Source organism: Roseateles sp. GW821-FHT02E12 (assembly GCF_059421665.1).
Genome location: NZ_JBWKVK010000004.1, coordinates 749,740 through 773,944, shown reverse-complemented (window position 1 = coordinate 773,944; position 24,205 = coordinate 749,740). Strand labels below are relative to the sequence as shown.

The 24,205-nt window shown below is 67.3% G+C and carries 24 protein-coding genes; 5 read left to right on the top strand and 19 right to left on the bottom strand.

Annotated elements, in window-relative coordinates; translation table 11 throughout:
* Window positions 1–10 precede the first annotated feature (10 nt).
* The 6 genes from AC07V5_RS26310 to AC07V5_RS26285 all read right to left on the bottom strand — a co-directional run bounded on the left by AC07V5_RS26310 (window position 11) and on the right by AC07V5_RS26285 (window position 7,594).
* Entirely contained in the window at window positions 11–1,138 is a 1,128-nt protein-coding gene (locus tag AC07V5_RS26310) for an acyl-CoA dehydrogenase family protein (protein ID WP_495118582.1), read from the bottom strand.
* Between the two features lie 15 nt (window positions 1,139–1,153).
* On the bottom strand, window positions 1,154–2,353 hold the full coding sequence (locus AC07V5_RS26305) for an acyl-CoA dehydrogenase family protein (RefSeq protein ID WP_495118581.1): 1,200 nt from the start codon (window positions 2,351–2,353) through the stop codon (window positions 1,154–1,156).
* 149 nt (window positions 2,354–2,502) lie between these two features.
* Window positions 2,503–3,408 carry a PEP-CTERM sorting domain-containing protein gene (locus tag AC07V5_RS26300; protein ID WP_495118580.1) on the bottom strand — a complete coding sequence of 302 codons (906 nt, stop codon included), beginning with the start codon at window positions 3,406–3,408 and terminating at the stop codon, window positions 2,503–2,505.
* A gap of 171 nt (window positions 3,409–3,579) precedes the next feature.
* The gene (gene prsT / locus AC07V5_RS26295) at window positions 3,580–6,369 is read right to left on the bottom strand and encodes an XrtA/PEP-CTERM system TPR-repeat protein PrsT (protein WP_495118579.1); all 2,790 of its coding nucleotides are present in this window, start codon (window positions 6,367–6,369) and stop codon (window positions 3,580–3,582) included.
* A gap of 86 nt (window positions 6,370–6,455) precedes the next feature.
* On the bottom strand, window positions 6,456–7,103 hold the full coding sequence (locus tag AC07V5_RS26290; RefSeq protein ID WP_495118578.1) for a retropepsin-like aspartic protease family protein: 648 nt from the start codon (window positions 7,101–7,103) through the stop codon (window positions 6,456–6,458).
* A 2-nt stretch (window positions 7,104–7,105) separates the two neighbouring features.
* Entirely contained in the window at window positions 7,106–7,594 is a 489-nt protein-coding gene (locus AC07V5_RS26285) for a YajQ family cyclic di-GMP-binding protein (protein WP_495118577.1), read from the bottom strand.
* A 37-nt stretch (window positions 7,595–7,631) separates the two neighbouring features.
* Between AC07V5_RS26285 and murB the strand changes: the two genes are divergently transcribed.
* Together murB and AC07V5_RS26275 are read left to right on the top strand one after the other, a co-directional pair.
* Window positions 7,632–8,711, top strand: a complete 1,080-nt coding sequence (murB, locus tag AC07V5_RS26280; protein WP_495118576.1) for a UDP-N-acetylmuramate dehydrogenase — start codon at window positions 7,632–7,634, stop codon at window positions 8,709–8,711.
* A complete protein-coding gene (locus AC07V5_RS26275) occupies window positions 8,711–9,526 on the top strand; it encodes a DNA ligase (protein WP_495118575.1) in 816 nt (271 codons plus the stop codon). Before murB ends, AC07V5_RS26275 begins: the two co-directional genes overlap by 1 nt.
* Window positions 9,527–9,715: 189 nt before the next feature.
* On the opposite strand, the gene argG is transcribed toward AC07V5_RS26275, so the two are convergent.
* From argG to AC07V5_RS26260, 3 genes are read right to left on the bottom strand one after another with little or no spacing between them, the layout of a single operon-like run.
* Complete coding sequence (argG, locus tag AC07V5_RS26270) at window positions 9,716–11,029, bottom strand: argininosuccinate synthase (RefSeq protein WP_495118574.1); 1,314 nt, start codon at window positions 11,027–11,029, stop codon at window positions 9,716–9,718.
* A 14-nt stretch (window positions 11,030–11,043) separates the two neighbouring features.
* Window positions 11,044–11,310: a GNAT family N-acetyltransferase gene (locus AC07V5_RS26265; RefSeq protein WP_495118573.1), complete on the bottom strand. Its 267-nt coding sequence runs from the start codon at window positions 11,308–11,310 to the stop codon at window positions 11,044–11,046.
* A complete protein-coding gene (locus tag AC07V5_RS26260; RefSeq protein WP_495118572.1) occupies window positions 11,307–11,867 on the bottom strand; it encodes a YaeQ family protein in 561 nt (186 codons plus the stop codon). The genes AC07V5_RS26265 and AC07V5_RS26260 overlap by 4 nt, the downstream gene beginning before the upstream one ends.
* Before the next feature lie 103 nt (window positions 11,868–11,970).
* Between AC07V5_RS26260 and AC07V5_RS26255 the strand changes: the two genes are divergently transcribed.
* Together AC07V5_RS26255 and AC07V5_RS26250 are read left to right on the top strand one after the other, a co-directional pair.
* Entirely contained in the window at window positions 11,971–12,633 is a 663-nt protein-coding gene (locus tag AC07V5_RS26255) for a hypothetical protein (protein ID WP_495118571.1), read from the top strand.
* Between the two features lie 82 nt (window positions 12,634–12,715).
* Window positions 12,716–14,755, top strand: coding sequence for a M3 family metallopeptidase (locus tag AC07V5_RS26250; protein WP_495118570.1), 2,040 nt, complete (start codon window positions 12,716–12,718; stop codon window positions 14,753–14,755).
* Here the strand turns inward: AC07V5_RS26250 and AC07V5_RS26245 are convergent.
* Genes AC07V5_RS26245 through AC07V5_RS26225 form a run of 5 tightly spaced genes read right to left on the bottom strand, consistent with a single transcriptional unit; the run spans window position 14,727 to window position 19,504 of the window.
* The gene (locus AC07V5_RS26245) at window positions 14,727–15,665 is read right to left on the bottom strand and encodes a YeeE/YedE thiosulfate transporter family protein (RefSeq protein WP_495118569.1); all 939 of its coding nucleotides are present in this window, start codon (window positions 15,663–15,665) and stop codon (window positions 14,727–14,729) included. The genes AC07V5_RS26250 and AC07V5_RS26245 overlap by 29 nt on opposite strands.
* Window positions 15,662–16,789, bottom strand: coding sequence for a patatin-like phospholipase family protein (locus tag AC07V5_RS26240; RefSeq protein ID WP_495118568.1), 1,128 nt, complete (start codon window positions 16,787–16,789; stop codon window positions 15,662–15,664). The genes AC07V5_RS26245 and AC07V5_RS26240 overlap by 4 nt, the downstream gene beginning before the upstream one ends.
* A gap of 52 nt (window positions 16,790–16,841) precedes the next feature.
* Window positions 16,842–17,348, bottom strand: a complete 507-nt coding sequence (locus tag AC07V5_RS26235) for a cupin domain-containing protein (protein WP_495118567.1) — start codon at window positions 17,346–17,348, stop codon at window positions 16,842–16,844.
* 43 nt (window positions 17,349–17,391) lie between these two features.
* Complete coding sequence (locus AC07V5_RS26230; RefSeq protein ID WP_495118566.1) at window positions 17,392–18,174, bottom strand: 3-hydroxybutyrate dehydrogenase; 783 nt, start codon at window positions 18,172–18,174, stop codon at window positions 17,392–17,394.
* Window positions 18,175–18,184: 10 nt separating this feature from the next.
* Complete coding sequence (locus AC07V5_RS26225; protein ID WP_495118565.1) at window positions 18,185–19,504, bottom strand: NAD(P)/FAD-dependent oxidoreductase; 1,320 nt, start codon at window positions 19,502–19,504, stop codon at window positions 18,185–18,187.
* Window positions 19,505–19,590: 86 nt separating this feature from the next.
* On the opposite strand from AC07V5_RS26225, the gene AC07V5_RS26220 reads away from it, so the two are divergent.
* Entirely contained in the window at window positions 19,591–20,535 is a 945-nt protein-coding gene (locus tag AC07V5_RS26220) for a LysR family transcriptional regulator (RefSeq protein ID WP_495118564.1), read from the top strand.
* Window positions 20,536–20,545: 10 nt separating this feature from the next.
* Here AC07V5_RS26220 and AC07V5_RS26215 read toward each other — a convergent pair whose 3' ends face one another.
* Genes AC07V5_RS26215 through AC07V5_RS26195 form a run of 5 tightly spaced genes read right to left on the bottom strand, consistent with a single transcriptional unit; the run spans window position 20,546 to window position 24,201 of the window.
* Complete coding sequence (locus AC07V5_RS26215) at window positions 20,546–20,914, bottom strand: YbaN family protein (RefSeq protein WP_495118563.1); 369 nt, start codon at window positions 20,912–20,914, stop codon at window positions 20,546–20,548.
* An 8-nt stretch (window positions 20,915–20,922) separates the two neighbouring features.
* Window positions 20,923–21,693 carry an ABC transporter ATP-binding protein gene (locus AC07V5_RS26210; RefSeq protein WP_495118562.1) on the bottom strand — a complete coding sequence of 257 codons (771 nt, stop codon included), beginning with the start codon at window positions 21,691–21,693 and terminating at the stop codon, window positions 20,923–20,925.
* Between the two features lie 5 nt (window positions 21,694–21,698).
* Complete coding sequence (locus AC07V5_RS26205; protein WP_495118561.1) at window positions 21,699–22,823, bottom strand: succinylglutamate desuccinylase/aspartoacylase family protein; 1,125 nt, start codon at window positions 22,821–22,823, stop codon at window positions 21,699–21,701.
* 2 nt (window positions 22,824–22,825) lie between these two features.
* Window positions 22,826–23,512, bottom strand: a complete 687-nt coding sequence (locus tag AC07V5_RS26200; RefSeq protein WP_495118560.1) for an ABC transporter permease — start codon at window positions 23,510–23,512, stop codon at window positions 22,826–22,828.
* Window positions 23,509–24,201 (bottom strand): ABC transporter permease, encoded by a 693-nt coding sequence (locus AC07V5_RS26195; RefSeq protein ID WP_495118559.1) that lies wholly within the window; start codon window positions 24,199–24,201, stop codon window positions 23,509–23,511. The genes AC07V5_RS26200 and AC07V5_RS26195 overlap by 4 nt, the downstream gene beginning before the upstream one ends.
* Window positions 24,202–24,205 lie beyond the last annotated feature (4 nt).

Here is a 24,205-nt window from a genome sequence, read left to right as displayed (position 1 = left end):
ACCTCCGCGGTCAGGCAAACACCCCCGCAGTGTCCTGCATCCGGGCGCTGACTTCACCGAGGTGATGCATGGTGTCGCCCCACTGCATCTCCATGACGGTCAGGCGCTTGAAGTAGTGGCTGCCGGCGTATTCGTCCGTGACGCCGATGCCGCCGTGGAGTTGCGTGCACTGCTGGCCGACGAAGCGCATCGAATTGCCGAGCTGTACCTTGGCCTGCGAAAGCGCGCGGCGGCGCACGGCCGGCGCGTCGCCCAGGCGCAGCGTGGCGTAGTAGCTCATCGAGCGGGCCAGTTCGAGCTGCATCTTCACGTCGGCGATGCGGTGCTTCAGCGCCTGGAAGCTGGCGATGACGACGCCGAACTGCTTGCGCGTGTTCATGTACTCGACGGTCAGCGCCAGGTATTTCTCCATGACGCCGATCGCTTCAGCGGCTTGGGCGGCGATGCCGATGTCAGCGGCCAGCTCCAGCAGTGCGAGGCCCTGCTCGGGGCCGGCGATGAGCTGGGCGGGCGTGTTGTCGAAATGAACTTCAGCGGCGCGGGAGCCGTCGTAGATCGAATAGGGCCGCGTCTGCACGCCTGCCGCCGAGCGCTCGACGAGGTAGAGGGCGATGCCCTGTGGCGCGTCGTCAGAACCAGCAACGCGGGCCGGCACGATGAAGGCGTCGGCCACGTCGCCTGCGGGCACCAGGCTCTTCACGCCGGTCAGTTTGCCGTCGACGGCGCGCGTGGTGACCCGGTTCAACCGGTAGCGCGACTTGGACTCCTGGTGGGCCAGCACGACCAGCGCTTCGCCACCGGCAATGCGCGGCAACCAAGCGGCTTGCAGCTCGTCAGGCGCGTGGCTCAGCACGGCCGGGGCGATCAGCGCGCCTTGGGCTACCGGCTCCATGACGAGGCCGCGGCCGAGTTCTTCCATGACCACCATCGCCTCGACGGCACCGAAGCCGAGGCCGCCATGGGCCTCGGGCACGGCCAGCGCGGTCAGGCCCAGGCCGGCGAGGCCGTCCCATGCGGCGCGGTCGAAACCACCGGCGCGCTCGACTTGCGTGCGGCGCTCGAAGGTGTAGTCCTTGTCGACGAAGCGGCGCACGGCGTCGCGCAGGGCTTCCTGGTCTTCAGAGAAATCGAAATCCATGTCTTGTCCCTCAGCTCAGCCAAGCACCGTCTGCGCGACGATGTTGCGTTGCACTTCGTTGGAGCCGCCGTAGATCGTGGTCTTGCGGACGTTCAGGTAGTTGCCGGTCAGCGGGATGGCGTGATCAGCCCCACCCAGCCAGGTGCCGCCCAGCCACTGGTCGCCCTGCCAGCCGGCCTCCATGGCCTCGTGGATGTAGGGCAGGGCGAGCGGGCCGCCGGCCAGCATCATCAGTTCGGTGTAGCGCTGCTGTAGTTCGCTGCCGCGGATCTTCAGCAGGCCTGCGACGTCCAGCGGCTGCTTGCCGGTGCGCTCGCCGGACAGCACGCGCAGCACCATCATTTCCAGCGCGACGACGTCGACCTCGCACAGGGCGATCTGGTCGCGGAAGCGGGCGTCGTCCATCAGGCCCTCGGCCTTGGCGATGCGCTTGAGCCGCTCCAGCTCACGCTTGGCGCGGTTCACATCGGCGATGTTCGTGCGCTCGTGCGAGAGCAGGTGCTTGGCGTAGGTCCAGCCCTTGTTCTCTTCGCCGATCAGGTTCTCGGCCGGCACTTCGACGTTGTCGAACCAGACCTCGTTCACCTCGTGCTCGCCGTCGAGCATGATGATGGGCTTGACGCTGACGCCGGGCGTCTTCATGTCAATCAAGAGGAACGAAATGCCGGTCTGCGGCTTGCCCTCGGTCGAGGTTCGCACCAGGCAGAAAATCCAGTCGCCGTACTGGCCCAGCGTCGTCCAGGTCTTCTGGCCGTTGACGATGAACTTGTCGCCCTGGCGTTCAGCGCGGCATTTCAGCGAGGCCAGATCCGAGCCTGAGCCGGGCTCGCTGTAGCCCTGGCTCCACCACACCTCGCCGCTCATGATGCCGGGCAGGAAGCGCTGCTGCTGCTCCGGCGTGCCGAAGGCCATGATGACCGGCGCCACCATCACGGGCCCGAACGGCACGATGCGCGGCGCGCAGGCCAAGGCGCATTCCTCTTCGAACAGATGGCGCTGCACGGCGTTCCAGCCGGGGCCGCCAAACTGCTTGGGCCAGGCCCAGCCATGCCAGCCCTTGGCACCAAGGATCTTGGCCCAGCGCTGCAAGTCGTCCTTGTTCAGGCGCAGCGCATGGCGCACTTTGTGGGCGATGTCGGCCGGCAGGTTGGCGCGCACCCATTCGCGCACCTCGGCGCGGAAGGCCAGCTCCGCTTCGGTGAAGTTGAGGTCCATGTCTCGCTTCATTGTCATGATGGGAATGACGAGCTTTTAGCACGGTCGTTCGCATCCTGGCTGTCCGGGCAGGGACAGTGAAGCGAGGGTTGGCCAGAAAAGCAAAAAGGCACTCCGAAGAGTGCCTTTCAAAGCCGAGCTGAACCTGCTCAGGCGGTCTTTGCCTTGCGACGGCGCAGGCCGGCAACACCCACCAGCGCGACGCTGGTCAGGGCCAACGTGGCAGGTTCGGGCAACTTGCCGATGTTGGTGCCACCGCAGACGCCGGCAGTGTTGGTGCCGGACGTGCACTTGGTGCCCGCAACCGAGTAGAGCTTGAAATAGTCGTCGCCCTGGTTCAGGTTGCTCGTCGTGCCCTTGACGGTGTCGGAGGCGCCGGTGAAGGCGTTGTTGTAGGCGGTGATCAACCACCAGCTGGAGGCCTTGCCCTGCCCGTTCACCACGTTGGTGGGGTTCGAGATGTCGTAGCCCGCGTTGTAGTTGCCGACCAGTTCCCAGCCGGCCATCGTGCCACCGGAGACGCCGCCGAGAGCCGGTGCGGCCGAGGGGACGGTGGTGCCCGTCCAGCGGAACAGCGACATGTCGACCTTGATGCCGGAGGTGTTGCCGCTATCAATCAGGCTGCCCGCACTGCAAGCACCTGTAGTTTGGTTGTAGGTGCCGCCGCTCGTGCACAGCGCATTGGAGGTGTAGCCCAAGCCGATGTTGGTCAGCGTGACGGAAGCGTTGAAGCCGAGCAGCACGCCTTCGGTCTTGCCGTAGTTGTCGATGGCGTGACCCGGCGTATTGCCGGTGTCCGAGCTGATCCCGAAGCCACCACCGTAAGAGGTGAGCGTCGTGGCAGCCCACGTCGCGCCGCTGGCCACGCCGGACGTGGCAGTGTTGTTGGCAATGGTCACACCGGACAGGCCGACAGTCACGCCAGCGACGCTGGCGTCCGTGACTCCGCTTGTGGCGCTGGTGTTGAAGGTGAAGTCTGCGCGGGCGGACGTCGACAGCCCAAGCACGGCCGTCAGGGCGAGCAGGGCAAAGAGACGGGTGGTTTGAGTTTTCATGAAGACTCCGTTCGGGTGTCAGCGGGTGTCGAGCGTTTCTGTAACTTGTTAAGCAAACCGTGTGCCATTGCCGAAAAACCTTTGAAATTCAACAACTTCGCGGCTTATGTCCAAGTTCTATGGGACGGAGTGTAAGCAGGTTCGACACTGCTGACACCTCGCTGCGGCCCCTCAATTGAGGGTGCTGAGCAGCTTCTTGGCCCCATCCAGCATGACAAATGGCGCATTGCTGCGCAGTGCCTCGTTCAGTTCCTGCTTCGCCTCGCCGTTGCGCCCCGCCTGCGCGAGCGCGACTGCGAGGTGGTACCGGATGTCCGGCTTGTCGGGAGCTCGCAGCCTGGCGTCGCGCAACAGTTGCAACGCGCGGTCGGACTTGCCGGCGCGATGGTTGGCCCAGCCGGCCGTGTCGAGGTAGACCGGATTCTTCGGCGAGGTCTTGAGGGCCGCCTCCGCAACGTCCAGGGCCGTTGGGTCCTTGAGCTCAATCAGCACGTTGGCCAGGTTGTTCAGGGTGTTGCCATCGTTCGGCGCGGCCTTCAGTACCGCTTCGTAGTGCTTACGGGCCATCCCGTAATCCTGGCTGCGGACCTGCAACTCGGCGATGGCGCTATGGACGCGTGTGTCAGACGGGTTCTTCTTCAGCCAGGCTTCACCGAGTTCCACCGCAGCCTTCAGTCCGCCCTGTACGGCCTGTGCCCGCAGGAGGCGACTGATCGAGTTGGACGATTTCTCGATGTCGTGCGCTTTGCGCAGCGCCTCCAGGGCGGGGCCGTTCTGGCCGCGGCGCTGAGCCAGATCGGCCATCAAGTTGTAGCCGATGGCGGCCTTGGGCGCAGCATCCAGGACCTGCCGGGCCCGCTGCTCTGCCTGCGCGAAGTTTCCTTGCGCCAGTTCGACGCTGGACAGCATGGCCAGCGCCGCGACGTCATTGGGAGCCCCGCTGAGTGCCTTGTCCAGCGTGTAGGCGGCGCCCTTGAGGTCTTCCGAGGCGACTTGCTGGCGGGCGATTTCCACCAGGCGCGGCGTATCGAAGGCGGCCCGGCGGGATGCGTTGACCAGAGTGGCTCGCGCGCCAGCGGCGTCACCGTTGGCCAGTTGCGCAGCGGCATACGCTTGCAGGGCTTCGACGTCCTCGGGGAGCTTGGCCAGCAGGGACTTCGCAGCCTCGAGCGCCCGCGCCGACGCCCCTTTGCGCAGATGCCAGGCCACAAGGGCGTAGTTGGCCCGCGTTTCGCGCTGGCTGCTGGCCGAGGCAGCGCTTTCCAGCCACTTCAGGGCTTCATCGTCCTTGCGCCAGAGTTCGTGAAGCAAAGCCAGCTCAAACAGGATGCTGGGGTTGCGTTCGTCTTCCTTGAGTGCCGCACGCAGTCGTTTGTCGGCAGCCGGGAAATTCCCCGTGACAGCGTCGACCCGTGCAAGCCCCAGCTTGGCGTCCAGCTGACTTGCATCGAGCTTGAGCGCCTTCTCGTAGCCGGCGCGGGCGCCTGCATAGTCCTGGGCCTGCCCCTTGGCGTAGGCCTGGATCATCACGAAGGTGGCATTGTTGGGATTGCCCCGGGCCAAGGTGTCGGCCACTGCGAGGGCCTTCTGGATCTTGTTGTCGCGCAAGTAGACGGCCACCAGTGCCAGCCCGGCTGACGTCTGTTTGGAGTCGGCCTTGAAGGACTTCTCGAGTTGCTCCTCGGCCATCGACGACTGGCCGGACTGCAACAGCGAAACGCCGAGTGCCGTGCGGAACTCGGTGGAGTCCTTGGTCTTCAGGGCGTCCTGCATCAATTGCACGGCACGGGCGTGGCCGCCCTGTCTCATGTGCGCCGAAGCAAGCATCAGCAGGGCCTGGCCATCGGTCGGCCGCACCTTGACGTAGGCGTCCAGCAGCTCGATAGCGCGGTTGACGTTGGGCTCAGCAATCGCGATCTGCGCCAGCAGCTTGTTGAGCGGGCTGCCAGGTTGCTGCTTGGCGGCGAGCTCCAGGTAGGGGCGTGATTTCTCCAGCTCGTTCAAGCTGTAATGGGCCAGTCCATTGAGCATCAGCAACTGCGTGCGATAGCGGATGGCATCGATGGGCACCGGGTCCAGCAGGTCGGTGATCCGCTTGAGCGCGGCCTTTGCTCCTGCCGAATCCCGCGCTCGTTCCGCCAGCAAGGCGCGGAGGTAGGCGGCCCGAGGATCATTGGGCTTGGTCTTCTGGAGCTCGTCGACGTCAGCCAGCGCCTCGGCGTCGCGGTTCAGGTCGATCAAGAGGCCGGCACGCGCGAGGCGTGATTCCAGGTGCGCGGGCTGGATCTTCAAGGCTTGGTCGTAGCCAGCCAGTGCCTGCTTGGAATCGCTGTTCGCATGGAAGATCGAGGCCCGCTGGTACAGAACCTCAGGATCCTCCGGCGTCAGCTTGAGGGCCTGGTCGGCGGCCGCCAGCGCTTCCGTGAACTGCCGGTTGCGAATGCGCAAGGGGACTTCGGCGGTCCAGCTGTTGGCATCGGCCGTGTTGAGTGCCCGCGCAGCCTGAACCGAGGCGAGGGCCGCCTTGCCGTCTCCCATGTCGGATTGGGCGGCTGCCCGCTGCAGGAGCAACTGCTGCTGGATGCCCGGCGGCAATCCCGAGGGCTGCAGCCTTGGCTCATCGAGCACCTGAGGCTGCTTGCCTTGGGCAATCATGGCCGCTGCCAGGGGTACCGCGACTTCTGCCCGGTTCACGCCCATCCGAATCGCTTCGCCGAACTCGAACTCCGCGGCCGCCGGCTCGCTATTGGCCAGCAAAGCCTTGCCCAGCAGCACGTGCACCGACAACTGGCTCTTGTCGGCCTGCAACGCGTTCTTGAGCTGCACGATGGCGCCCGGGATGTCGCGTTTCTCGTAGCGCTGCAGCGCGTCTTCATAGAAGCGCGAGGCCTTGGCGGCATCCTGCGCCTGTACCGCGGGCGCGGCGGCAAGCAGCAGGGTGGCCAGCAGGCCAGAAAGCAAGGCAGGGCGTGAGGCTGAGCGAGGGGTCATCTAGGCGGGCCGGCTAGGGTGGGCGCCGGATTCTTGCAGAAGCCCGCCTCGCTGGCTCAGTACCGCAGCTCCAGAGTCATGACGTCGTTCTCGCGCCGCATCTGAAATCGGTTCAGGAAGCTGTTGCCCAGCAGCACATAGCTCATCGTTCCGGGGATGACGATGGCTTCGACGTCGCGCACTTCGACGTCGCCGATGCGGACGCTGGTGAGCTGGAACTGGTAGGCGGGCACCACGCCGTTGGCCGTCTGCGTGACGATGCGCTTGCCGTACATGTAGCGCAGGCCGAGCTTCTCCGCCTCGATCTGGCTGATGGAGATGCTGGTCGCGCCGGTGTCGACGAGGAAGCTCGTGACCTGGCCGTTGATCATGCCAATCGTCGTGAAGTGGCCGCCCGAGCCCATGGGCAGGATGATCTGGCGCGGCGGCGGCGTCAAAGCGACGACGCGGCCGGGTGCCGCGCCGAGGGTCAGGGTGTGGCGCCGGCCGCCGTACTCGACGACGGCGCGGCCATCCTCGAGTGCGATGAGCTTGACGCCCTTGGCCGTGGCGCCCACTTCGAGGGTGCGGGGATCGCCATCGATGATCAGCAAGGCCGAGCGTGCGCCCAGCATGCCGTTGAGCTGCACCTGCGCAGGCGGCTGAGCCTGGGCCATGCTCAGGCCACAGGTCAGCAGCAGCGACAGGAGCGTGAAGCGATGCATGCTCAGTCGCGGAAGTTGTTGTACGTCAACGGCGTGTCGCTGAAGCTCTTCTTCAGATGGGCGATGGCCGTCTGCAGGTCGTCGCGATTCTTGCCGGTCACGCGTACCGCGTCGCCCTGGATGCTGGCCTGGATCTTGAGCTTGCTTTCCTTGAGCGAGGACACGATCTTCTTGGCGAGGGTGGCCTCGATACCTTCCTTGATCTTGTAGACCTGGCGCACTTTGTCGCCGCCGAGCTTCTCGACCTTCTCGGCCTTGTCGAGGAAGCTGATGACAACGTCCTGCTTGGTCAGCTTGCCGTAGAGCACGGCCTCGATCTGCTCGAGTTGGAAGTCGCTGTCACCGGTCGAGTGGATTTCCTTGTCCTTGAGCTCCACCTTGGCGCCCGTGCCCTTGAAGTCGAAACGGGTGCCGATTTCCTTGATGGCGTTGTCCACGCCATTGCGGATCTTGACGTGGTCGGGTTCGAGAACGGTGTCGAAACTGGGCATTAGCAGGGCCGGTAGATGAATCGGCGAAAATTTTCCCATGTCCGCCGCCTCTGCACGCTCCGTCCCCCCCTCGAATGAACCCCCCGGTCTCCTGATCGAGACCGACGTCAACCTCAAGCCCTACAACACCTTTGCCCTGCCGGCCATCGCGCGCCGCCTCGTGCGGATCCGGGAGGCGGCCGATGTGCGTCGCGTCGTCGATCACCCGGAACTCGGCCGCGCGCCCAAGTTCGTGCTGGGTGGCGGCAGCAATCTGGTGCTGACACGGGATGTGGAAGCCGTTGTCCTGAAGGTGGAAATTACCGGCATCCGGTTGCTGGAGGAGCGCGACGACGCCTGGATCGTCGAAGCCGGTGCCGGCGTCGTCTGGCACGAGCTGGTCAGCTGGACGCTGGACCACGGCTATCCGGGGCTGGAGAACATGGCGCTGATCCCAGGCACCTGCGGCGCGGCACCCGTGCAGAACATCGGCGCCTATGGCATCGAGGTCAAGGACAGGCTGGAGGCCGTCGAGGTGATGGACCTGATCACCGGCCGGCCGGCGCTGCTGCCGTCCGAGGTGTGCCGCTTCGGCTACCGCGACAGTGTCTTCAAGCACAGCGACTTTGGCGGCCTGGCCGGCAAGAGCGTCATCACGCACGTGCGGTTCCGGCTGCCCAAGCCTTGGCAACCGGTGCTGGGCTATCTGGAGCTGGAGCGCAAGATGGCCGAGACCGGCATCGCTGCGCCCAGCGCGCGGCAAATCTTCGATTGGGTGGTGGCGGTGCGCCGCGCCAAGCTGCCCGACCCGGCGGTCATCGGCAATGCGGGCAGCTTCTTCAAGAACCCGGTCGTGACCGCCGAGCAGTGCCGGGACATCATCGGCCGCGACCCCGGTATCGTTCACTATCCCATGCCTGACGGAAGCGTGAAGCTGGCCGCCGGGTGGATGATCGACGCCTGCGGTTGGAAGGGGAAGACAGTGGGCGGAGCGGCGGTCTACGAGAAGCAGGCCCTGGTGCTGGTCAACAAGGCCGACGCGCGTGGCGCCGAGGTCGTGACCTTGGCGCGTGCCATCCAGGAAAGCGTCTATGGGCGCTTTGGCATCCGGCTGGAGCCGGAACCGGTGGTGCTCTGATGCTGACGCGGCGCGCCCTGCTGGCCCTGCTCGGCTCGGTCGGGTTGCCGGTATCGGCGTTGGAGCCGCTGCTGGCGCGCAATGCACCGGCAAATGTCGACCCAAGGCTGTATCTCGTCAGCGAGAAGCTGGACGGCGTGCGTGCGCTGTGGGACGGACAGAGGCTGAAGTTCCGCAGTGGGCGGACCGTGGCGGCGCCGGCCTGGTTTCTGGCTGCCTTACCCAAGCAGCCGCTGGACGGCGAGCTGTGGATTGCTCGGCGCAGCTTCGACACGCTGTCCGCGGCGGTGAGGCGAGCCGAGCCCGTGAATGCGGAGTGGCGCCGCGTGAGCTACCGCGTGTTCGAGCTGCCGGCGGGCGAGGGCAGCTTCGAACAGCGCGCCGAAAAGCTCAAGTCCATGGTGGGCGGTGTCGTCGTGCCGGTCGACCAGATGCGGCTGTCGACCCATGCGGCACTGCGCGACAAGCTCAGGGAGGTCGTCGCCGGCGGCGGCGAGGGTCTGATGCTGCACCGTGCCGACGCGCCACTGGCCTCGGGCCGCAGTGACCTGCTGCTCAAGCTCAAACCACAGGCGGATGCGGAAGCCCTCGTCGTCGGCCACGAGCCTGGCAAGGGGCGCTTCGCCGGCCTGCTCGGTGCGCTGGAACTGCAGACGCCCGAAGGCATCCGCTTCAAGCTGGGCACGGGCTTCAGCGAAGCCCAGCGCCGCAATCCGCCCCCGATCGGCGCAACGGTGACTTATCGCTATCGCGACCTGACGCCGAGCGGCAAGCCTCGCTTTGCGAGCTTCATCCGGGTGGCCGACGAGTTCTGAAGCGCCCGCTCACGCCAAGCCGCAGGGCTTGTCCTCGGGCCGGGCTCACAGCCAGCGCAGCAGGGTTTCAAGCCAGCGGGGCAGCGGGCGGCTCGGGATGTAGTTCTGGCGGTATTGGCTGTGCATGGTCAGGCTCCAACGAAAGTGCTGTAAGTTTATACAGCGCTACTGGATGCCTGACCAGTGTTTTCACTCCAGCCGGGGCAGGCCGCCGCCGGCCAGCAGGCCCACGCCGGTGTAGACGCCCAGCTTGCCGCGCGTGTCGCTGATGTCCAGGTTGCGCATCGTCAGTTGGCCGATGCGGTCGGCCGGGCTGAAGGCGCCTTCGACCTTTTCCATGCTCAGGCGCTCGGGCGCGTAGGTCAGGTTCGGGCTCTTGGTGTCCAGCAGCGAGTAGTCGTTGCCGCGGCGCAGTTCGATGGCGACTTCGCCGGTGATGGCGCGGGCAATCCAGCGCTGGGCGGCTTCGCGCAGCATGATGGCCTGCGGGTCGAACCAGCGGCCCTGGTAGAGCAGGCGGCCGAGCTTGCGGCCGTTGTCACGGTACAGCTCGATGGTGTCTTCGTTGTGGATGCCGGTGACGAGGCGCTCGTAGGCGATGTGCAGCAGCGCCAGACCGGGGGCCTCGTAAATGCCACGGCTCTTGGCTTCGATGATGCGGTTCTCGATCTGGTCGCTCATGCCCAGGCCGTGGCGGCCGCCGATGACGTTGGCTTCGGCCAGCAGGGCCACCGGGTCGCTGTACTCGACGCCGTTCAGCGCGACGGGCATGCCTTCCTCGAAGCGCACCGTCACGGCTTCGGCCTTGACGACCACGTCGTCACGCCAGAACGCCACGCCCATGATGGGGTTGACGATCTTGATGCCGCTGTTCAGGTGCTCCAGGTCCTTGGCCTCGTGCGTGGCGCCCAGCATGTTGGAGTCGGTCGAGTAGGCCTTCTCTGCGCTCATCTTGTAGGCGAAGCCCTTCTCCGTCATGAAGGCCGACATCTCGGCGCGGCCGCCCAACTCGTCGATGAAGGTCTGGTCCAGCCAGGGCTTGTAGATGCGCAGGGCCGGGTTGGTCAGCAGGCCGTAGCGATAGAAGCGCTCGATGTCGTTGCCCTTGTAGGTGCTGCCGTCACCCCAGATGTGCACGTCGTCGGCCTTCATCGCGGCCACCAGCATGGTGCCGGTCACGGCGCGGCCGATGGGCGTCGTGTTGAAGTAGGTCACGCCCGCGGTGCTGATGTGGAAGGCGCTTGCTTGCAGCGCGGCAATGCCTTCGGCCACCAGTTGCGCGCGGCAGTCCACCAGCACGGCCTTCTCGGCGCCGTAGAGCATGGCCTTGCGCGGGATCTCGTCGTAGTCCGGCTCGTCGGGCTGGCCCAGATTGGCCGTGTAGGCGTAGGGCAGGGCGCCCTTGAGCTTCATCCAGTGCAGGGCAGCCGACGTGTCGAGGCCGCCGGAGAAGGCGATGCCGACCTTTTGGCCGGCGGGGACGGATTGCAGGATCGTGGACATGGTGCGTTCTTCTCTCAAGCGACGAGGTTCTGCCACTCGGGGTGGCGCTGGATGTAGACGTGGACGTAGCTGCAGGCCGGCACGACCTTCAGCCCTTGGCTGGAAGCCCATTGCAAGCCGGCCTCGACGAGCTGGGCCGCCAGGCCCTGGCCGCGGTACTGGCTGGGCACGCCGGTGTGCGTGAAGACGACGCGGCCGCCGCTGTGCTCGTAGTCGAGCACGCTGACGGGCGTGGTCGGCAGCGTGAAACGCTGATGCTCCGGCTCATGTTGCGGCGTCATTCGGTGGGCGCCTTCAGCACAACGGGATGAATCTCGACCGACGCGTCCGCGGTCGACACGTAGATGCTGCCGTCCTGGATGCTGATCTGCAGCTGCATGCTGCGCTCAGCCAGGGGAATGAGGGCTTGCGACTGCTCTGCCGGGATCTGCCAGACCGTCAGGCGGGGCGCACGCGTCAGCTTGTTTTCAATGCCTGCCCACCACACCGGCGTGCTGGACGCGAAGCTGTAGACGCTGACGCGGCGGGCGCGGCCGTGGGCCTTCATCAGGCGGCGCTCGTCGGGCTGGCCGAGGTCGATCCAGTGCTGCAGCTCGCCGGTCAGGTCCAACTGCCAGAGGTCGGGTTCGTCCACGTCGGACAGCCCCTTGGTGAACTCGAGCCGGCCGTTGAGGTCGTCGGCTGTGACGTTCAGCGCGTAGGCCAGTACGCGGATCATCATGCGCTCGTCGGTCTCGCTCGGGTGGCGGGCAATCGTGAGTGCATGGTCGCCGTAGACATGGCGGTCCATGTCGGCGATCTGGAGCTGGGCTTTATGGATGGTGGCTTTGAGCGCCATGCGTAAGTCGTTACAGAGAGCAGCCAACGATTATCGCGGCGAAGCCTCGTGGCATCATTCCGTCTCCTGCTTTGAACCTTCGCAACCCAGTTGCGCCCTCTTCATGAAACGCATCCTTCTTCCGCTGGCCCTGGTCGTCGCCTTCTCCGCCCAGGCACAGATCACGAACAACACCAAGGCCAAGGTCGACCCGAAGAACAACAAGGTCGCCAACCCGGTTGTCGAGAAACCCAAGGCCAAGCTGATGAGCCGCGACGAGTTGCGCGCCTGCATTGACCAGCAGGAAGCCAACGGCAAGGAAGCCGAGGCCATCAAGGTCGAGCAGGCCTCCTACAAGGCCAATGCCGACAAGCTCAAGGGCGAGAAGGCCGCGATCGAAACCGGCGAGGCCGCGCTGGCCAAGCAGGTCGCCGAAGTCAAGGCCGAGCGCGACGGCATCCTCAAGGCCCACGAGACGCTGACCGCCGAAGCCCCCAAGCTCGAGAAGGCCGAACTCAAGGCCCGCAACGAGGCCTACCAGGCACGCACGACGGCCTTCGGCCCGATGGTCGACGCCGTGAAGGCCGCCGACGCCGAGCAGGCTGTCAAGCGCAAGGCTTTCTCCGACAAGGTCGACGCGCTGGACGCCCAGTTCAAGGCCATCGAAGAGCGCACCGAGAAGCACTTCGACGGCAACGACAAGTGGAAGGCTGAGTGCCAGAACAAGGCCTACGACGAGAACGACGAGAAGGCCATCCGCAAGGAAAAGGCGGCCGCGGCCAAGTGATCTGCGCCGTTCACTGACGACTGAAAGCGGGCCGCCTCCGGCAGGAAGCGGCCCTTTTTGTTTCTTGCCAGGACGCACCCGCATGAGCAACCCGCTGCTGCAGGACTGGGCAGGCCCACACGGCCTTCCCCCCTTCGCCGACATCACCCCGGCGCATTTCCAACCTGCCTTTGACACCGCGCTGGCCGAGCACCGCGCCGAGATCGACGCGATTGCCGCCCAGGCCGAGCCGCCGAGCTTCGCCAACACCGTTGCCACCTTCGACGCCAGCGGCCGCCGGCTCACGAGGCTGGAGCATCTGTTCTACACGCTGGCCGCGTCGGCCACGTCGCCCGAGCTGCAGGCCGTGCAGCGCGCGCTGGCTGCACCCTTGGCCGAGCACAACAGCGCGGTCTACATGCACCAGGGCCTGTTCACGCGCATCGATGCGCTGTTCGAACAGCGCGAGCGCCTCGGCCTTTCGGCTGAACAGCGCCGGTTGCTGGAGCGGGTGCACCTCGATTTCCTGCGCGCCGGCGCCCGCCTTGCACCCGCGGCACGCGAGCGCTATGCCGCCGTCATGGCGCGCCTGGCCGAGCTCAACACCCGCTTTGCGCAGAACGTGCTGGCGGCCGAGAGCGGCTACCAGCTGCGCCTCACCACCGAGGCCGAACTCGCCGGCCTGCCCGGTTTCGTGCGCGCCGCCGCGCGCCAGGCAGCCATCGACCGCAAGCTGTACGACGGCGTCCACGTCATCACGCTGTCGCGTTCGCTGATCGTGCCCTTCCTCGCCTTCAGTGCACGGCGCGACCTGCGCGAGCAGGCCTGGCGCGCCTGGGTCGGGCGTGGTGACGACACGGGTGACACGGACAACCGCGCCATCTGCCGCGAGATCCTCGAGTTGCGCGCCGAGCAGGCCCGGCTGCACGGCCATGCCTGCTACGCCGACTACGCGCTGGAAGACACGATGGCGCGCAGCCAGGCCGCCGTCATGGGCCTGCTGGAACGCGTCTGGCACCCGGCCCTGACCGCACAGGCTCGCGAGCGTGAAGCGGTGCTGGGCGCGATGGCCGCCGCCAGCGCGACGCACGAACTCGAAGCCTGGGACTGGCGCTTCTACGCCGAGCAGGCCAAGCGCGCCCGCTTCGAGCTGGACGAGGCCGAGGTCAAGCCCTACTTCTCGCTGGACCGCATGGTGAGTGCGATGTTTGACTGCGCGAGCCGCCTGTTCGGCCTGCAGTTCAAGCCGCGGCCCGACATCGCCGGCTACCACGCCGACGTGCGCGCCTACGAGGTGTTCAACGCCGATGGGTCCGTGCGCGGCCTGTTCCTGCAGGACAACTTCGCACGGCCCACCAAGCGCAGCGGCGCGTGGATGAACGCCATGCGCAACCAGAGCCGCGCTCTCGGCAGCACGCCCGTCATTCTGAACAACAACAACTTCGCCCGCGGTGCGGCGGGCGAGCCCACGCTGCTCAGCTTCGACGACGTGCGCACGCTCTTCCACGAGTTCGGCCACGGCCTGCACGGCTTGCTGAGCAGCGTGGAGCACGAGCGCCTGGCCGGCACCCAGGTGCTGCGCGATTTCGTCGAGCTGCCGTCCCAGCTCTACGAGCACTGGATGGCCGAGCCCGAGGTGCTGAAGAAATTCGCCCGCCACTGGCAGACCGACGAGCCGCTGCCCGATGCCTTGCTGGCCAAGCTGCAGGCCGCCCGCCAGTTCGGCCAGGGCTACGAGACGCTGCGCTACACGGCCAGCGCCATCGTCGACATGGCCGCGCATGCGCTGCCGGTGGCACCTGGCGATGTGGTCCGCTTCGAGCGTGACACGCTGGCCGAGTGGAAGCTGCCTCACGAGGTCGGCATCAACCATCGGCTGACGCACTTCCAGCACCTGTTCAGCAGCGCAGGCTACGCGGCGGGCTACTACGTCTACCTGTGGGCCGAGGTGCTGGACTGCGACGCTTTCGACGCCTTCGTCGAGGCTGGCAATGTGTTCGACACGGCTGTGGCTGCGCGGCTGCGCGAGTGCATCTACTCGGCCGGCAACAGCGTCGAGCCGGGGGCGGCCTTCCGCGCCTTCCGCGGCCGCGACCCGGTCGTAGAGCCCATGCTCAAGGACCGGGGCTTGCTGCCGGCCTGAGGGCTGGCCGTGTCGCCAATCTGGCCAACGCGATGACGGCGCACATCGTCGCGAAGGCCACCCAGGCATAGGGCCACAGCAGCGGCAGGCCGAGCAGGATCAGGCCGTCGTTGCCGCCGGGGATCAGCAGGCTGCCCCAGCCCATCAGCAGGCCGCCGGCCAGGCAGCGCGCAACGCCGGTGGCCGTCCAGCGGTGGCCCTTCCACAGGCCGGCGCGCCAGCCGCCAAACATCGCGCCGGCCAGCAGGCAGGCGAAAAGACCGGTGCGCGTCGCGGCTTGCATCGTCATGCCGTGGGCCAGTTCGGCCAGTGCGTCGGTGTAGGCCCAGGGGCCTTCGAGCAGCAGCAGCGCGAGAAAAGCCAGCCCGATGGACACGGTGGCGACATGCGGGGTCCACCAAGGCTGGCGCCAGCGGGCCACGGCGCGCCACAGCGCAAAGCCCGCGAATGCCAGCCCCAGCGCGGCGGGGGCCAGCCACAGGGGCGAGCCCGCCGGCTGAGCCTGCGGCCGGGCCGCGGCGAACAGCCCGTCGACGCTGGCGCAGCCGACGTAGAAGCCCAGCGGCGTGGCCAGGTAGGCCCATTCGCCATTGCCCAGCCGCGCGATGGCGCCGAACACGCAGGCCTGGTTGACGAAGGCGCCCAGGCCCAGCAGCGCCGAACCGAGCACGGTCCATCCGGTCAGCGCAAACGGTGTGGGCAAGGCGGGCTGGGGCAGTTGCAACAGCCGGAGCAGCAGCAGGCCGCCGGCCACCCACAGCGAGGCTTCGAGCAGGCTGCGCAGGCGGCTGGCCTTGCGCTGGTCCACCAGCTCGCTGACGGCCGCCACGGTGCAGGTGGCGCCGCGCTGGATGGCCGCACCCATCAGCAGCGCGCAGGCCGCGGCGCCGATGAACGCGAACGGGTTCATGCCGTCTCAACCTCGCCCAGCACATGCTCGATGACGCCTTCGATCGGGTCCACCGGCGCATGCCATGGCGCGCGCTCGATCATGCGGCGCGCGTCCACCAGGCCGGCCAGGCGGCGAGCCTTGACGCCGGCGGGTGTGAAGTCGATGTCCTTGGTGTGGTCTTCGCCCTCGATGCGCGGCGCCAGCAGATGGGCCACGTGCATCGTCGTGCCGCAGCCCCAGGCGGTGAGCTCCTTGGCGGCCTTCTGCTGCGCGGGCGACAGCAGTCCATTGAGCTCTCGGATGATGTGGCGCAGCCGGTGGATCTGCTTCTGGCGCGTGATATGGCTGTCGGCTCGGCTGGCGTACTGAATGTCCTTCTGCCGCCCCATCACCTGCCAGATCGACTCGGGCTGCGGCGCCGTCTGGTGCCACACGTTGACGGCAAAGATCAGCGCGTCGCGGCGCGGGTTGTCGTCCAGCACGGCCTCGATGGGCGTGTTGGAGTACAGGCCGCCGTCCCAGTAGGCCTCGCCGTCGATGCAGACGGCCGGGAAGGCCGGTGGCAACGCGCCCGAGGCCATGATGTGCTCCAGGCCGACCGGCTCCTCGCGAGAGTCGAAGTAGCGCATCTGTCCGCTGCGCACATTCACCGCGCCCACGGTGAGGCGCATGCCGCCGTGTTGCAGTTGCTCGAAGTCCACCAGCTCACGCAGCGTTTCGCGCAGCGGGTCGGTGCTGTAGTACGAGGCCTTGTCCACGCCCAACTTGGCCTGGCTGCCGCGCAGTGCGGCCAGGTTGGGTTCGAAGAAGGCGGGGATGCCGCGCATCACCGTCGTCATGTTGGCCAGCAGGTTGCCCATGCCCAGCCAGTCCAGCGGGCCGGCCAGGGTGCTCTGGTGCTCGACGTGGCGCCAGAAGTCGTTCAGCCTTTGCATGCGCCGCTCGGGCGGGTTGCCGGCAATCAGCGCGGCGTTGATCGCGCCGATGGAAGTACCGATGACCCAGTCCGGCTCGATGCCGGCCTCGTGCAAGGCCTCATAGACACCGACCTGGTAGGCGCCCAGCGCGCCGCCGCCTTGAAGCACCAGCACGACCTGGGGGCGTGCGGCGGAGGGGGGAGAGGAGGATTTCTTGGCGGGCATGGCTTGTCTCGGCTGGGTTGGCGTGGTTCGGTCGGCGGGCGGGGCCGCGGGCTTACATGTGTTCCTTCATCGTGGTGGGCTTGCCGTCGTTGACGATGTCGGCGATGGTCAGCTCGACCGGCGCGTTGGTGCTGTTCTTCCACCAGTGCTTGGTGCCCAGGAACTCGCGCGAGATGTCGCCGGCCTTGTGCAGGATGGGCACGCCGCACTTGCTGGAGTGCTCGTGGATCTCGCCGCTGTTGACCATGATCAGCGCAGGCCGGTCCTCGTGGCTGTGGAACGGCACGACGCCGCCGGGCGCGATCGTCATGTGGCGCAGGCGCAGACGGCGCTGGTTCAGGTGCACGTTCTCCTTGGCCAGGTCGATGGACGACAGCTCGGTGTCGGTGACGCCGACGGGCGCGGTGGCGGCGTCGGCCAGCGCGTTGGCCATGACCTTGTCGGCCGGGCATTCGCCGGCGTGGGCAGTGCCGCCCGCCAGGCTGGTGACGAGGGCGGCGATAGCAGCCACGAGGTGGCTGAGGCGTGAAGTGCGGGTGCGGATGATCGAGGTCTTCATGGTGGGCTCCTTGGGGGTGGGGGTGTGGGAACTGCGGGAGAAATCACTGCGCCGTCCAGCCGCCTTCGATGGGCAGCACGGCGCCGGTGATGGAGGCGGCATCGTCGGAACACAGGAACGACGTCAAAGCGGCGACCTGTTCGACGGTGACGAACTGCTTGGTGGGTTGGGCGGCCAGCAGCACGTCGCGGATGACGGCCTGCTCGCTGATGCCGCGGGCGCGGGCGGTGTCGGGGATCTGCTGCTCGACCAGCGGCGTCAGCACATAGCCTGGGCAAACGGCGTTCACCGTGATGCCGGCCTCGGCCAGCTCCAGCGCCACCGCCTTCGTGAAGCCGGCAACGCCGTGCTTGGCGGCGACGTAGGCCGACTTGTATTTGCTGGCCACCAGCGCGTGCGCCGAGGCCACGTTGACGATGCGGCCCCAGCCCTTCTTCTTCATCGCCGGCACGGCCAGGCGCGTGGTGTGGAAGCCTGCGCTGAGGTTGATGGCCAGGATGGCGTACCACTTCTCCACCGGGAACTCGTCGACCGGCGCCACGTGCTGGATGCCGGCGTTGTTGACGAGCAAGTCGATGGCGCCGAACTCGGCGATGGCCTTGCCCATCATGCGTTCGATCTGGTCGGGCTGGCTCATGTCGGTCGGGTCGTGCCGCACCTGCACGTCGTGCTGCTCGATCAGGTCCAGGCGCAGCTTTTCAATCTCGTGCACGTCGCCAAAGCCGTTCAGCACGACGTTGGCGCCCTGGGCCGCGAGCGAGCGGGCGATGCCCAGGCCGATGCCGGACGTGGAGCCGGTGACGAGGGCGGTCTTGCCGATGAACATGATGGGTCTCCTAGCGGGGTGTGGTGGGGGAGGGGGCGCCGCCGCGGTCGACATCGGTCGTGCGGGTGAAGCGCAGATGCGTGATGTCGAGCGGGAAGAACAGGCCCCAGGTCCACTCGACCCAGATGCGCGTCTTGCGGCCCAGCGTGGGCATGCGCAGCAGGTAGTAGCCTCGCCACAGCAGCCAGGCGGGCAGGCCCGACAGGCGCAGGCCGAAGAGCAGCGCCACGCCCTTGAGGTGACCGGTCGTGGCCATCATTCCGCGTGCGGCGTAGGCAAAAGGCTGTGTGGGCTGGCCGTTCAGGTGGCGCAGCAGGTTGCCGGCCAGTGCGTGGGCCTGGGCGACGGCGAACTGCGCCGTCGGCGGGCTGATCTGGCCGTCGCGGGCATTGGGTTGCGCGGCGCAGTCGCCCAGCGCCCACAGGGCCGGCTCGCCCTGCACGCGGCCATCGGCCTCGGTAGCGATGCGGCCACGCTGCATCGGCAAGGCCAGCGCCTCCACCAGCGGATTGGGGCGGGTGCCGACCGTGCAGATCACCGTGGCGCTGGGCAGCGTCTGGCCGTCCGCCAGCTCCACCGCATCGGCATGGATGCGGGCGGCCCGGGTGCCGCAGCGCACCTGTACGCCGCGGCGCACCAGCGAGCGCTCGGCCGCATCGCCCAGCGCTGCCGGCAGCTCGGGCAGCAGGCGCGTGCCATCGTGCAGCAGGCTCACGCTGAAGCCGTCGGCGCGCGTTCTCGGGTAGTGGCGGCTGGCGCTCTTGACGAAGTCGGCCAGCGCACCGGCCACCTCGACGCCGGAGAAACCACCGCCGATGATGACGAAATGGCTAAGCGCCCGGCGCACAAGCGCGTCGTCGCACAGCTCAACGCGGGCCAGCGCCTGCAGCACGCGGTTGCGGATGTGCATCGCGTCGCCCACCAGCTTCAGCGGCAGCGCGTGCTCGGCCATGCCGGGCAGCAGGTCCAGGCGTGCCCGCTGGCCCAGCGCCAGCACGAGATGGTCGTAGCCGACCTCGAGCGGGCCGTGCAGCGTGTCGCACGTGAGGCGCTGTGCGGCCTTGTCGATGCGGCTCACGGCGCCCATCACGAAACGCACGCCGGGCAGCATCTCGCGGATGGGCGCCACCACATGCTCGGGGAACACGCCGGCGCCCACCACCTCGGGCAGCATGGGGTTGAAGGTGGTGTAGCTCTCCTCGCTGATCAGCAGCAGCTGCCAACCGGCGGGCAGGCGGCCATGCAGGGACTTGGCCAGCGTGGTGCCGGCAAAACCGCCGCCGATGATGGCGAGCGTGCGGACTGGCGGGTTAGGTTTTGCGGTGAGCATGGCGGCCTGCGGCGGCTTGGATTGGCGAAGGCCGCCAGTGTCTGGATCGCCACCCATGCCGGGAAATCTCATCAATTCATGGGCTGATGCGCCGTGGTTATCGCGGCCGGTGTAAGGAAGCGGCCGGCCTGTGCGACGCGCACGCCATGGAGCTCTACCAGATCCGCTACTTCCTGGCCGTGGCCGAGACGCTGAACTTCACGCGTGCGTCGGAGCGGTCTTTCGTGTCGCAGCCGGCGCTCACCAAGGCCATCCAGCGCCTGGAGGAGACGATCGGCGGGCGGCTGTTCGACCGCACCAAGAACTCCGTTCAGCTCAGCGAGCTGGGGCAAGCCATGCTGCCCAACTTCCGCCAGATCTTCGACACCGCCCAGGCGGCCCGCGAGCAGGCGCGCCGCTTCAAACGCGAGAAGCGCGAGGTGGTGCGCGTCGGGGTCATGTGCACCATCGACTTCCACCAGGTGCTGCCGGGCTTCGTCGACAGCCAGGACCGGCACGCCATCGAGCTGCATTTCCGCGAGGGCAACCTGGAGGCGCTGACCGACGAGCTGGACCGCGGCGACGTTGACATCGGCATCATGTGCTCGCCCTACGAGACGCCGCGGCGCTTCGACGCCCGGCTGCTGTTCCGCGAGGACTACGTGGTGGCCATCGGCGAAGACCACCGCTTCTACGGCCGCGAGGCCATCACCATGGCCGAGCTGGACCGCGAGCGCTACTGCGAGCGCATCTACTGCGAGTTCTCGAGCTACATCGAGCGCCTGCTGGACGAGCGTGGCGTGCGGCTGGAGGTGGTGCAGCAGTCGCACCGCGAGGACTGGATCCAGGCCTTCGTGCGGTCCAACTTCGGTGTGGCCTTCATGCCCCAGTCCATCGCCGATGCCGCCGGGCTGATGCATGTGCGCACGGCCGACTGCCCCATCGTGCGCGAGGTCAAGCTGCTGGTGCAGTCGGAGCGGCCGATCAGCGTGGCCCAGCAGGCTGTCATCGACTCACTGGTCGCGCACGACTGGCAGCCTGCCGCCGCCTGAAAGTGGTGGGTCAGACGTCGGGGCGGCGCCACAGCCAGATCGCCACCGCAGCCATCACGGCGGGCACGGCGATCTTGACAGCCAGCGGCAGCGACGTCAGTGCAAGCACGACGGCGCTGACCGTCATCATCACGCTGGCCAGCCATTTGGCGCGCCGCGGCACGGCGCCGTGGTCGCGCCAGCGCCGGATGGCGGGGCCGAACTGCGGGTGGTTCAGCAGCCGGGCCTCCAGCGCCGGCCAGCCCTTGCCGGCCGCCCAGGCCGCCAGCAGCACGAAGGGCACGGTGGGCAGCACGGGCAGCACAACGCCGATCAGTGCCAGCGCGATGCTCAAAAGGGCCAGCGCACGCCACAGCAGTCGCGCCAGTGCGGGCGGCATCGCGCGGCCTACTTCAGCCCACCGCTGAGGAACTGTTGCAGGCGCTCGCACTGCGGGCGCAGCAGCATCTCCTTGGGGTTGCCTTCCTCTTCGACCTTGCCCTGGTGCAGGAACAGGCAGTGGTTGGAAACCTCGCGCGCAAAGCCCATCTCGTGGGTCACGACGATCATCGTGCGGCCTTCCGCGGCCAGGTCGCGCATCACCTTCAGCACCTCGCCCACCAGCTCCGGGTCCAGCGCCGACGTGGGCTCGTCGAACAGCATGACCTCGGGGTCCACGGCCAGCGCGCGGGCGATGGCCACGCGCTGCTGCTCGCCGCCCGACAGCTGGGCCGGGTAGACGGTTGCACGGTGCGAGACGCCGACGCGTGCGAGCAGTGCCTGGGCGCGCTCGATGGCCTCGGCCCGGGGCTTGCCCAGCACGTGGATGGGCGCCTCGATGACGTTCTCCAGCACCGTCATGTGGGCCCAGAGGTTGAAGTTCTGGAACACCATGGCCAGCTTGGCGCGCCAGAGCTGCAGCTGCTTGGAGTCTGCCGCCTTCAGGCTGCCGTCGCGGTCGCGGATCAGCTTGAGCGCGTCGCCGCACAGGCTCAGCTCGCCTTCGTGGGGCTGCTCCAGCAGGTTGAGGCAGCGCAGCAGCGTGCTCTTGCCGGAGCCGCTGGAGCCAATCAGCGTGACGACGTCGCCGGCCTTGGCGGCGAAGGAGATGCCCTTGAGCACCTCGCGCTCGCCGAAGCGCTTGTGGATGTTGGTGGCTTGGAGTTGGATGTCGCTCATCTTGTTCACGCCCCCAGCAGCTTGCCGGTGCGCAGCGCCTCGCGGCCCGCGACCTTGGCAACACGCATGCCGGCGTTCGCGAAGCGCAGGAAGTCGCGCGCGAAGAACAGGCCGTCTACAGGGCTCTTCAATTCGGTGACCTCGGCCGTGATGGGGTCGATGACATGGGCCAGCACTTCACCCTCGCGAACCTCGGCGCCGACCTCCTTCAGGAAGGTCAGCACGCCGGGCACGGGCGACTTGATCGGCATGCTGCCGGCCAGTGGGCGGGCGTCGCCGACGGCGTCTGGCAGGGCCGGTTTGTCGCCCGCGATCAGGCCGCGCCAGCGCAGGAAATCGATGATGTTCTTCGCGTCTGCCGCAGCCAGTTCGTGGGTCACATCGGTCGCGCCGCGCAGCTCGACGGTGACGGACAGGCACGCCTGCGGAATGGGGAAGCGAGCGCCCTGGCCGTTGAAGTGTTTGTCCCACTTCCACCAGACCTGGGAGCAGGCCTCGTCGAACGGGTTGTCGCCCGAGTCCTGGGCCAGCAGCGTCACGCGCGAACGCAGGAAGCGCGCCAGCGGCTCGCAGTCGGGCCAGCAGGGCGTCTCGGTGTAGAGGTGCATCAGGGCCTGCGCGTCGCAGTGCAGGTCCAGCACGATGTCGGCGTCGCAGGACAGGCCGAGCAGTGCGCGGCGCAGCGACTGCAGCTCGGTGTCGACCGGACCAGCCAGCACGGCGCGTTTGAGCGCGCGGCGCAGGATGGAAACATTGGTGGCCGCGTCGGCGCCGAGCTGCGACTCGACCTCGGTGGCCACGGCGGCGATCTGGTCGGGGTAATGGCGGTTGAAGTTCTCACCCGACATCAGCTCGAAACGGCCCAGGTGCGCGTGCAGCAGGAACTGGCTGACGCCGATGGGGTTGGCCATGGGCACGACGACGATCTCGCCGCTGATCTGGCCGGCGGCTTCCAGCGCGTCCAGCTGCAGGCGCAGGTGGTGGGCGACGAGCATGCCGGGCAGTTCATCGCCGTGCAGGGAGGCCTGGATGTAGGCCTTCTGGCCGCCTGGTTGGCCGTAGTGCAGCGAGACCAGTTCGCGCTGGGTGCCTGGGGCGGGGGAGATTAGCGGATGACGAAAGATTTGCATGATCAACGGCTCATCATGGGCTTCAGCCAGCGACTTTCAGCCCAGCGGAACAGGCCGACGAGGCCCAACGTGAGCACGAAATAGAAGGCGCCGGCGGTGATGAAGGCCTCGAAGGGAAGGTAGTACTTGGCGTTGACCGCGCGAGCGGCGCCGGTCACGTCCAGCAGCGTGACGACGCTGGCCAGCGACGTGCCGTGCAGCATGAAGATGGCCTCGTTGCCATAGGCCGGCAAAGCGCGGCGCAGCGCGGCGGGCAGCACGATGCGGCGCAGCATCAGGCCGCGGCTCATGCCCAGAGCCTTGGCGGCCTCGATCTCGCCGGCGGGCAGCGCGCGGATGCTGCCGGCGATGATTTCGGTCGTGTAGGCCGCCGTGTTCAGCGAGAAGGTCAGCCAGGCGCAGAAGCTGGCCGACGACAGCCAGGGCCAGGCGACGCTCTCGCGCACCGCATCGAACTGCGCCAGGCCGTAGTAGCAAAGGAAAAGCTGCACCAGCATGGGCGTGCCGCGGAAGACGTAGGTGTAGGCCCACACCAGCCGCGACGGCCAGCCCTTGGAGACGGTGCGCACCAGCGCCAGCGGCACGGCCAGCAGCAGACCGCAGCTCAGGGACAGCGCGAGCAGCTTCAGCGTGACGCCCAGTCCCGTCAGATACAGCGGGAAGTTCTCGCCGATGGATTCGAAGTTCACAGGCGCCCCTCCTTCACGCCGATCGCCAGGTGGCGCTGCGCCCAGCTGAAGCCGAGTTCGGACAAGCTGGTGAAGACGAGGTAGATCAAGGCCACGGCGAGGTAGAAGCTGAAGGGCTCGCGCGTGTTGCCGGCGGCCTGCTGGCCCCGCGTCATCAGGTCGGACAGGCCGATGACCGACACGATGGCCGTGCTCTTGATCAGCACCAGCCAGTTGTTGGAAATGCCCGGCAGCGCGTGGCGCAGCATCTGAGGCAGCGTGATGCGCCACAGCACCTGGCCCGGGCTCATGCCGTAGGCCATGCCCGCCTCGCGCTGGCCCGGCGGCACGGCCAGGAAGGCGCCGCGGAAGGCCTCGGTGAGGTAGGCGCCGAAGATGAAGCCGATGGTCAGCACGCCGGCGACGAAGGGGTCGATGTCGATGTAGTCCTCGTGGCCGAGCATGGGCGCGACCGTGTTGATGGCGAGCTGACCGCCATAGAAGACGAGCAGCATCAACACCAGGTCAGGCACACCGCGGATCAGCGTCGTGTAGGTGCCAGCGATGGCCCTGGCAACGCGCGAGCGCGACAGCTTGGCCAGCGCGCCGCTCAGGCCGAGCAGCACCGCGATGGCAAGCGACGACAGCGCCACGGCCAGCGTGACGGCAGCGCCTTCGAACAGGCTGGGAAGGAATCCGTGCAACAACATGGGA

Coding starts and splice junctions, on each gene's coding strand:
- AC07V5_RS26310 (WP_495118582.1), bottom strand. CDS start 1,138: ATGGATTTCGATTTCTCTGAAGACCAGGAAGCCCTGCGCGACGCCGTG.
- AC07V5_RS26305 (WP_495118581.1), bottom strand. CDS start 2,353: ATGGACCTCAACTTCACCGAAGCGGAGCTGGCCTTCCGCGCCGAGGTG.
- AC07V5_RS26300 (WP_495118580.1), bottom strand. CDS start 3,408: ATGAAAACTCAAACCACCCGTCTCTTTGCCCTGCTCGCCCTGACGGCC.
- AC07V5_RS26290 (WP_495118578.1), bottom strand. CDS start 7,103: ATGCATCGCTTCACGCTCCTGTCGCTGCTGCTGACCTGTGGCCTGAGC.
- AC07V5_RS26285 (WP_495118577.1), bottom strand. CDS start 7,594: ATGCCCAGTTTCGACACCGTTCTCGAACCCGACCACGTCAAGATCCGC.
- murB (WP_495118576.1), top strand. CDS start 7,632: ATGTCCGCCGCCTCTGCACGCTCCGTCCCCCCCTCGAATGAACCCCCC.
- AC07V5_RS26275 (WP_495118575.1), top strand. CDS start 8,711: ATGCTGACGCGGCGCGCCCTGCTGGCCCTGCTCGGCTCGGTCGGGTTG.
- argG (WP_495118574.1), bottom strand. CDS start 11,029: ATGTCCACGATCCTGCAATCCGTCCCCGCCGGCCAAAAGGTCGGCATC.
- AC07V5_RS26265 (WP_495118573.1), bottom strand. CDS start 11,310: ATGACGCCGCAACATGAGCCGGAGCATCAGCGTTTCACGCTGCCGACC.
- AC07V5_RS26260 (WP_495118572.1), bottom strand. CDS start 11,867: ATGGCGCTCAAAGCCACCATCCATAAAGCCCAGCTCCAGATCGCCGAC.
- AC07V5_RS26255 (WP_495118571.1), top strand. CDS start 11,971: ATGAAACGCATCCTTCTTCCGCTGGCCCTGGTCGTCGCCTTCTCCGCC.
- AC07V5_RS26250 (WP_495118570.1), top strand. CDS start 12,716: ATGAGCAACCCGCTGCTGCAGGACTGGGCAGGCCCACACGGCCTTCCC.
- AC07V5_RS26245 (WP_495118569.1), bottom strand. CDS start 15,665: ATGAACCCGTTCGCGTTCATCGGCGCCGCGGCCTGCGCGCTGCTGATG.
- AC07V5_RS26240 (WP_495118568.1), bottom strand. CDS start 16,789: ATGCCCGCCAAGAAATCCTCCTCTCCCCCCTCCGCCGCACGCCCCCAG.
- AC07V5_RS26235 (WP_495118567.1), bottom strand. CDS start 17,348: ATGAAGACCTCGATCATCCGCACCCGCACTTCACGCCTCAGCCACCTC.
- AC07V5_RS26230 (WP_495118566.1), bottom strand. CDS start 18,174: ATGTTCATCGGCAAGACCGCCCTCGTCACCGGCTCCACGTCCGGCATC.
- AC07V5_RS26225 (WP_495118565.1), bottom strand. CDS start 19,504: ATGCTCACCGCAAAACCTAACCCGCCAGTCCGCACGCTCGCCATCATC.
- AC07V5_RS26220 (WP_495118564.1), top strand. CDS start 19,591: ATGCGCCGTGGTTATCGCGGCCGGTGTAAGGAAGCGGCCGGCCTGTGC.
- AC07V5_RS26215 (WP_495118563.1), bottom strand. CDS start 20,914: ATGCCGCCCGCACTGGCGCGACTGCTGTGGCGTGCGCTGGCCCTTTTG.
- AC07V5_RS26210 (WP_495118562.1), bottom strand. CDS start 21,693: ATGAGCGACATCCAACTCCAAGCCACCAACATCCACAAGCGCTTCGGC.
- AC07V5_RS26205 (WP_495118561.1), bottom strand. CDS start 22,823: ATGCAAATCTTTCGTCATCCGCTAATCTCCCCCGCCCCAGGCACCCAG.
- AC07V5_RS26195 (WP_495118559.1), bottom strand. CDS start 24,201: ATGTTGTTGCACGGATTCCTTCCCAGCCTGTTCGAAGGCGCTGCCGTC.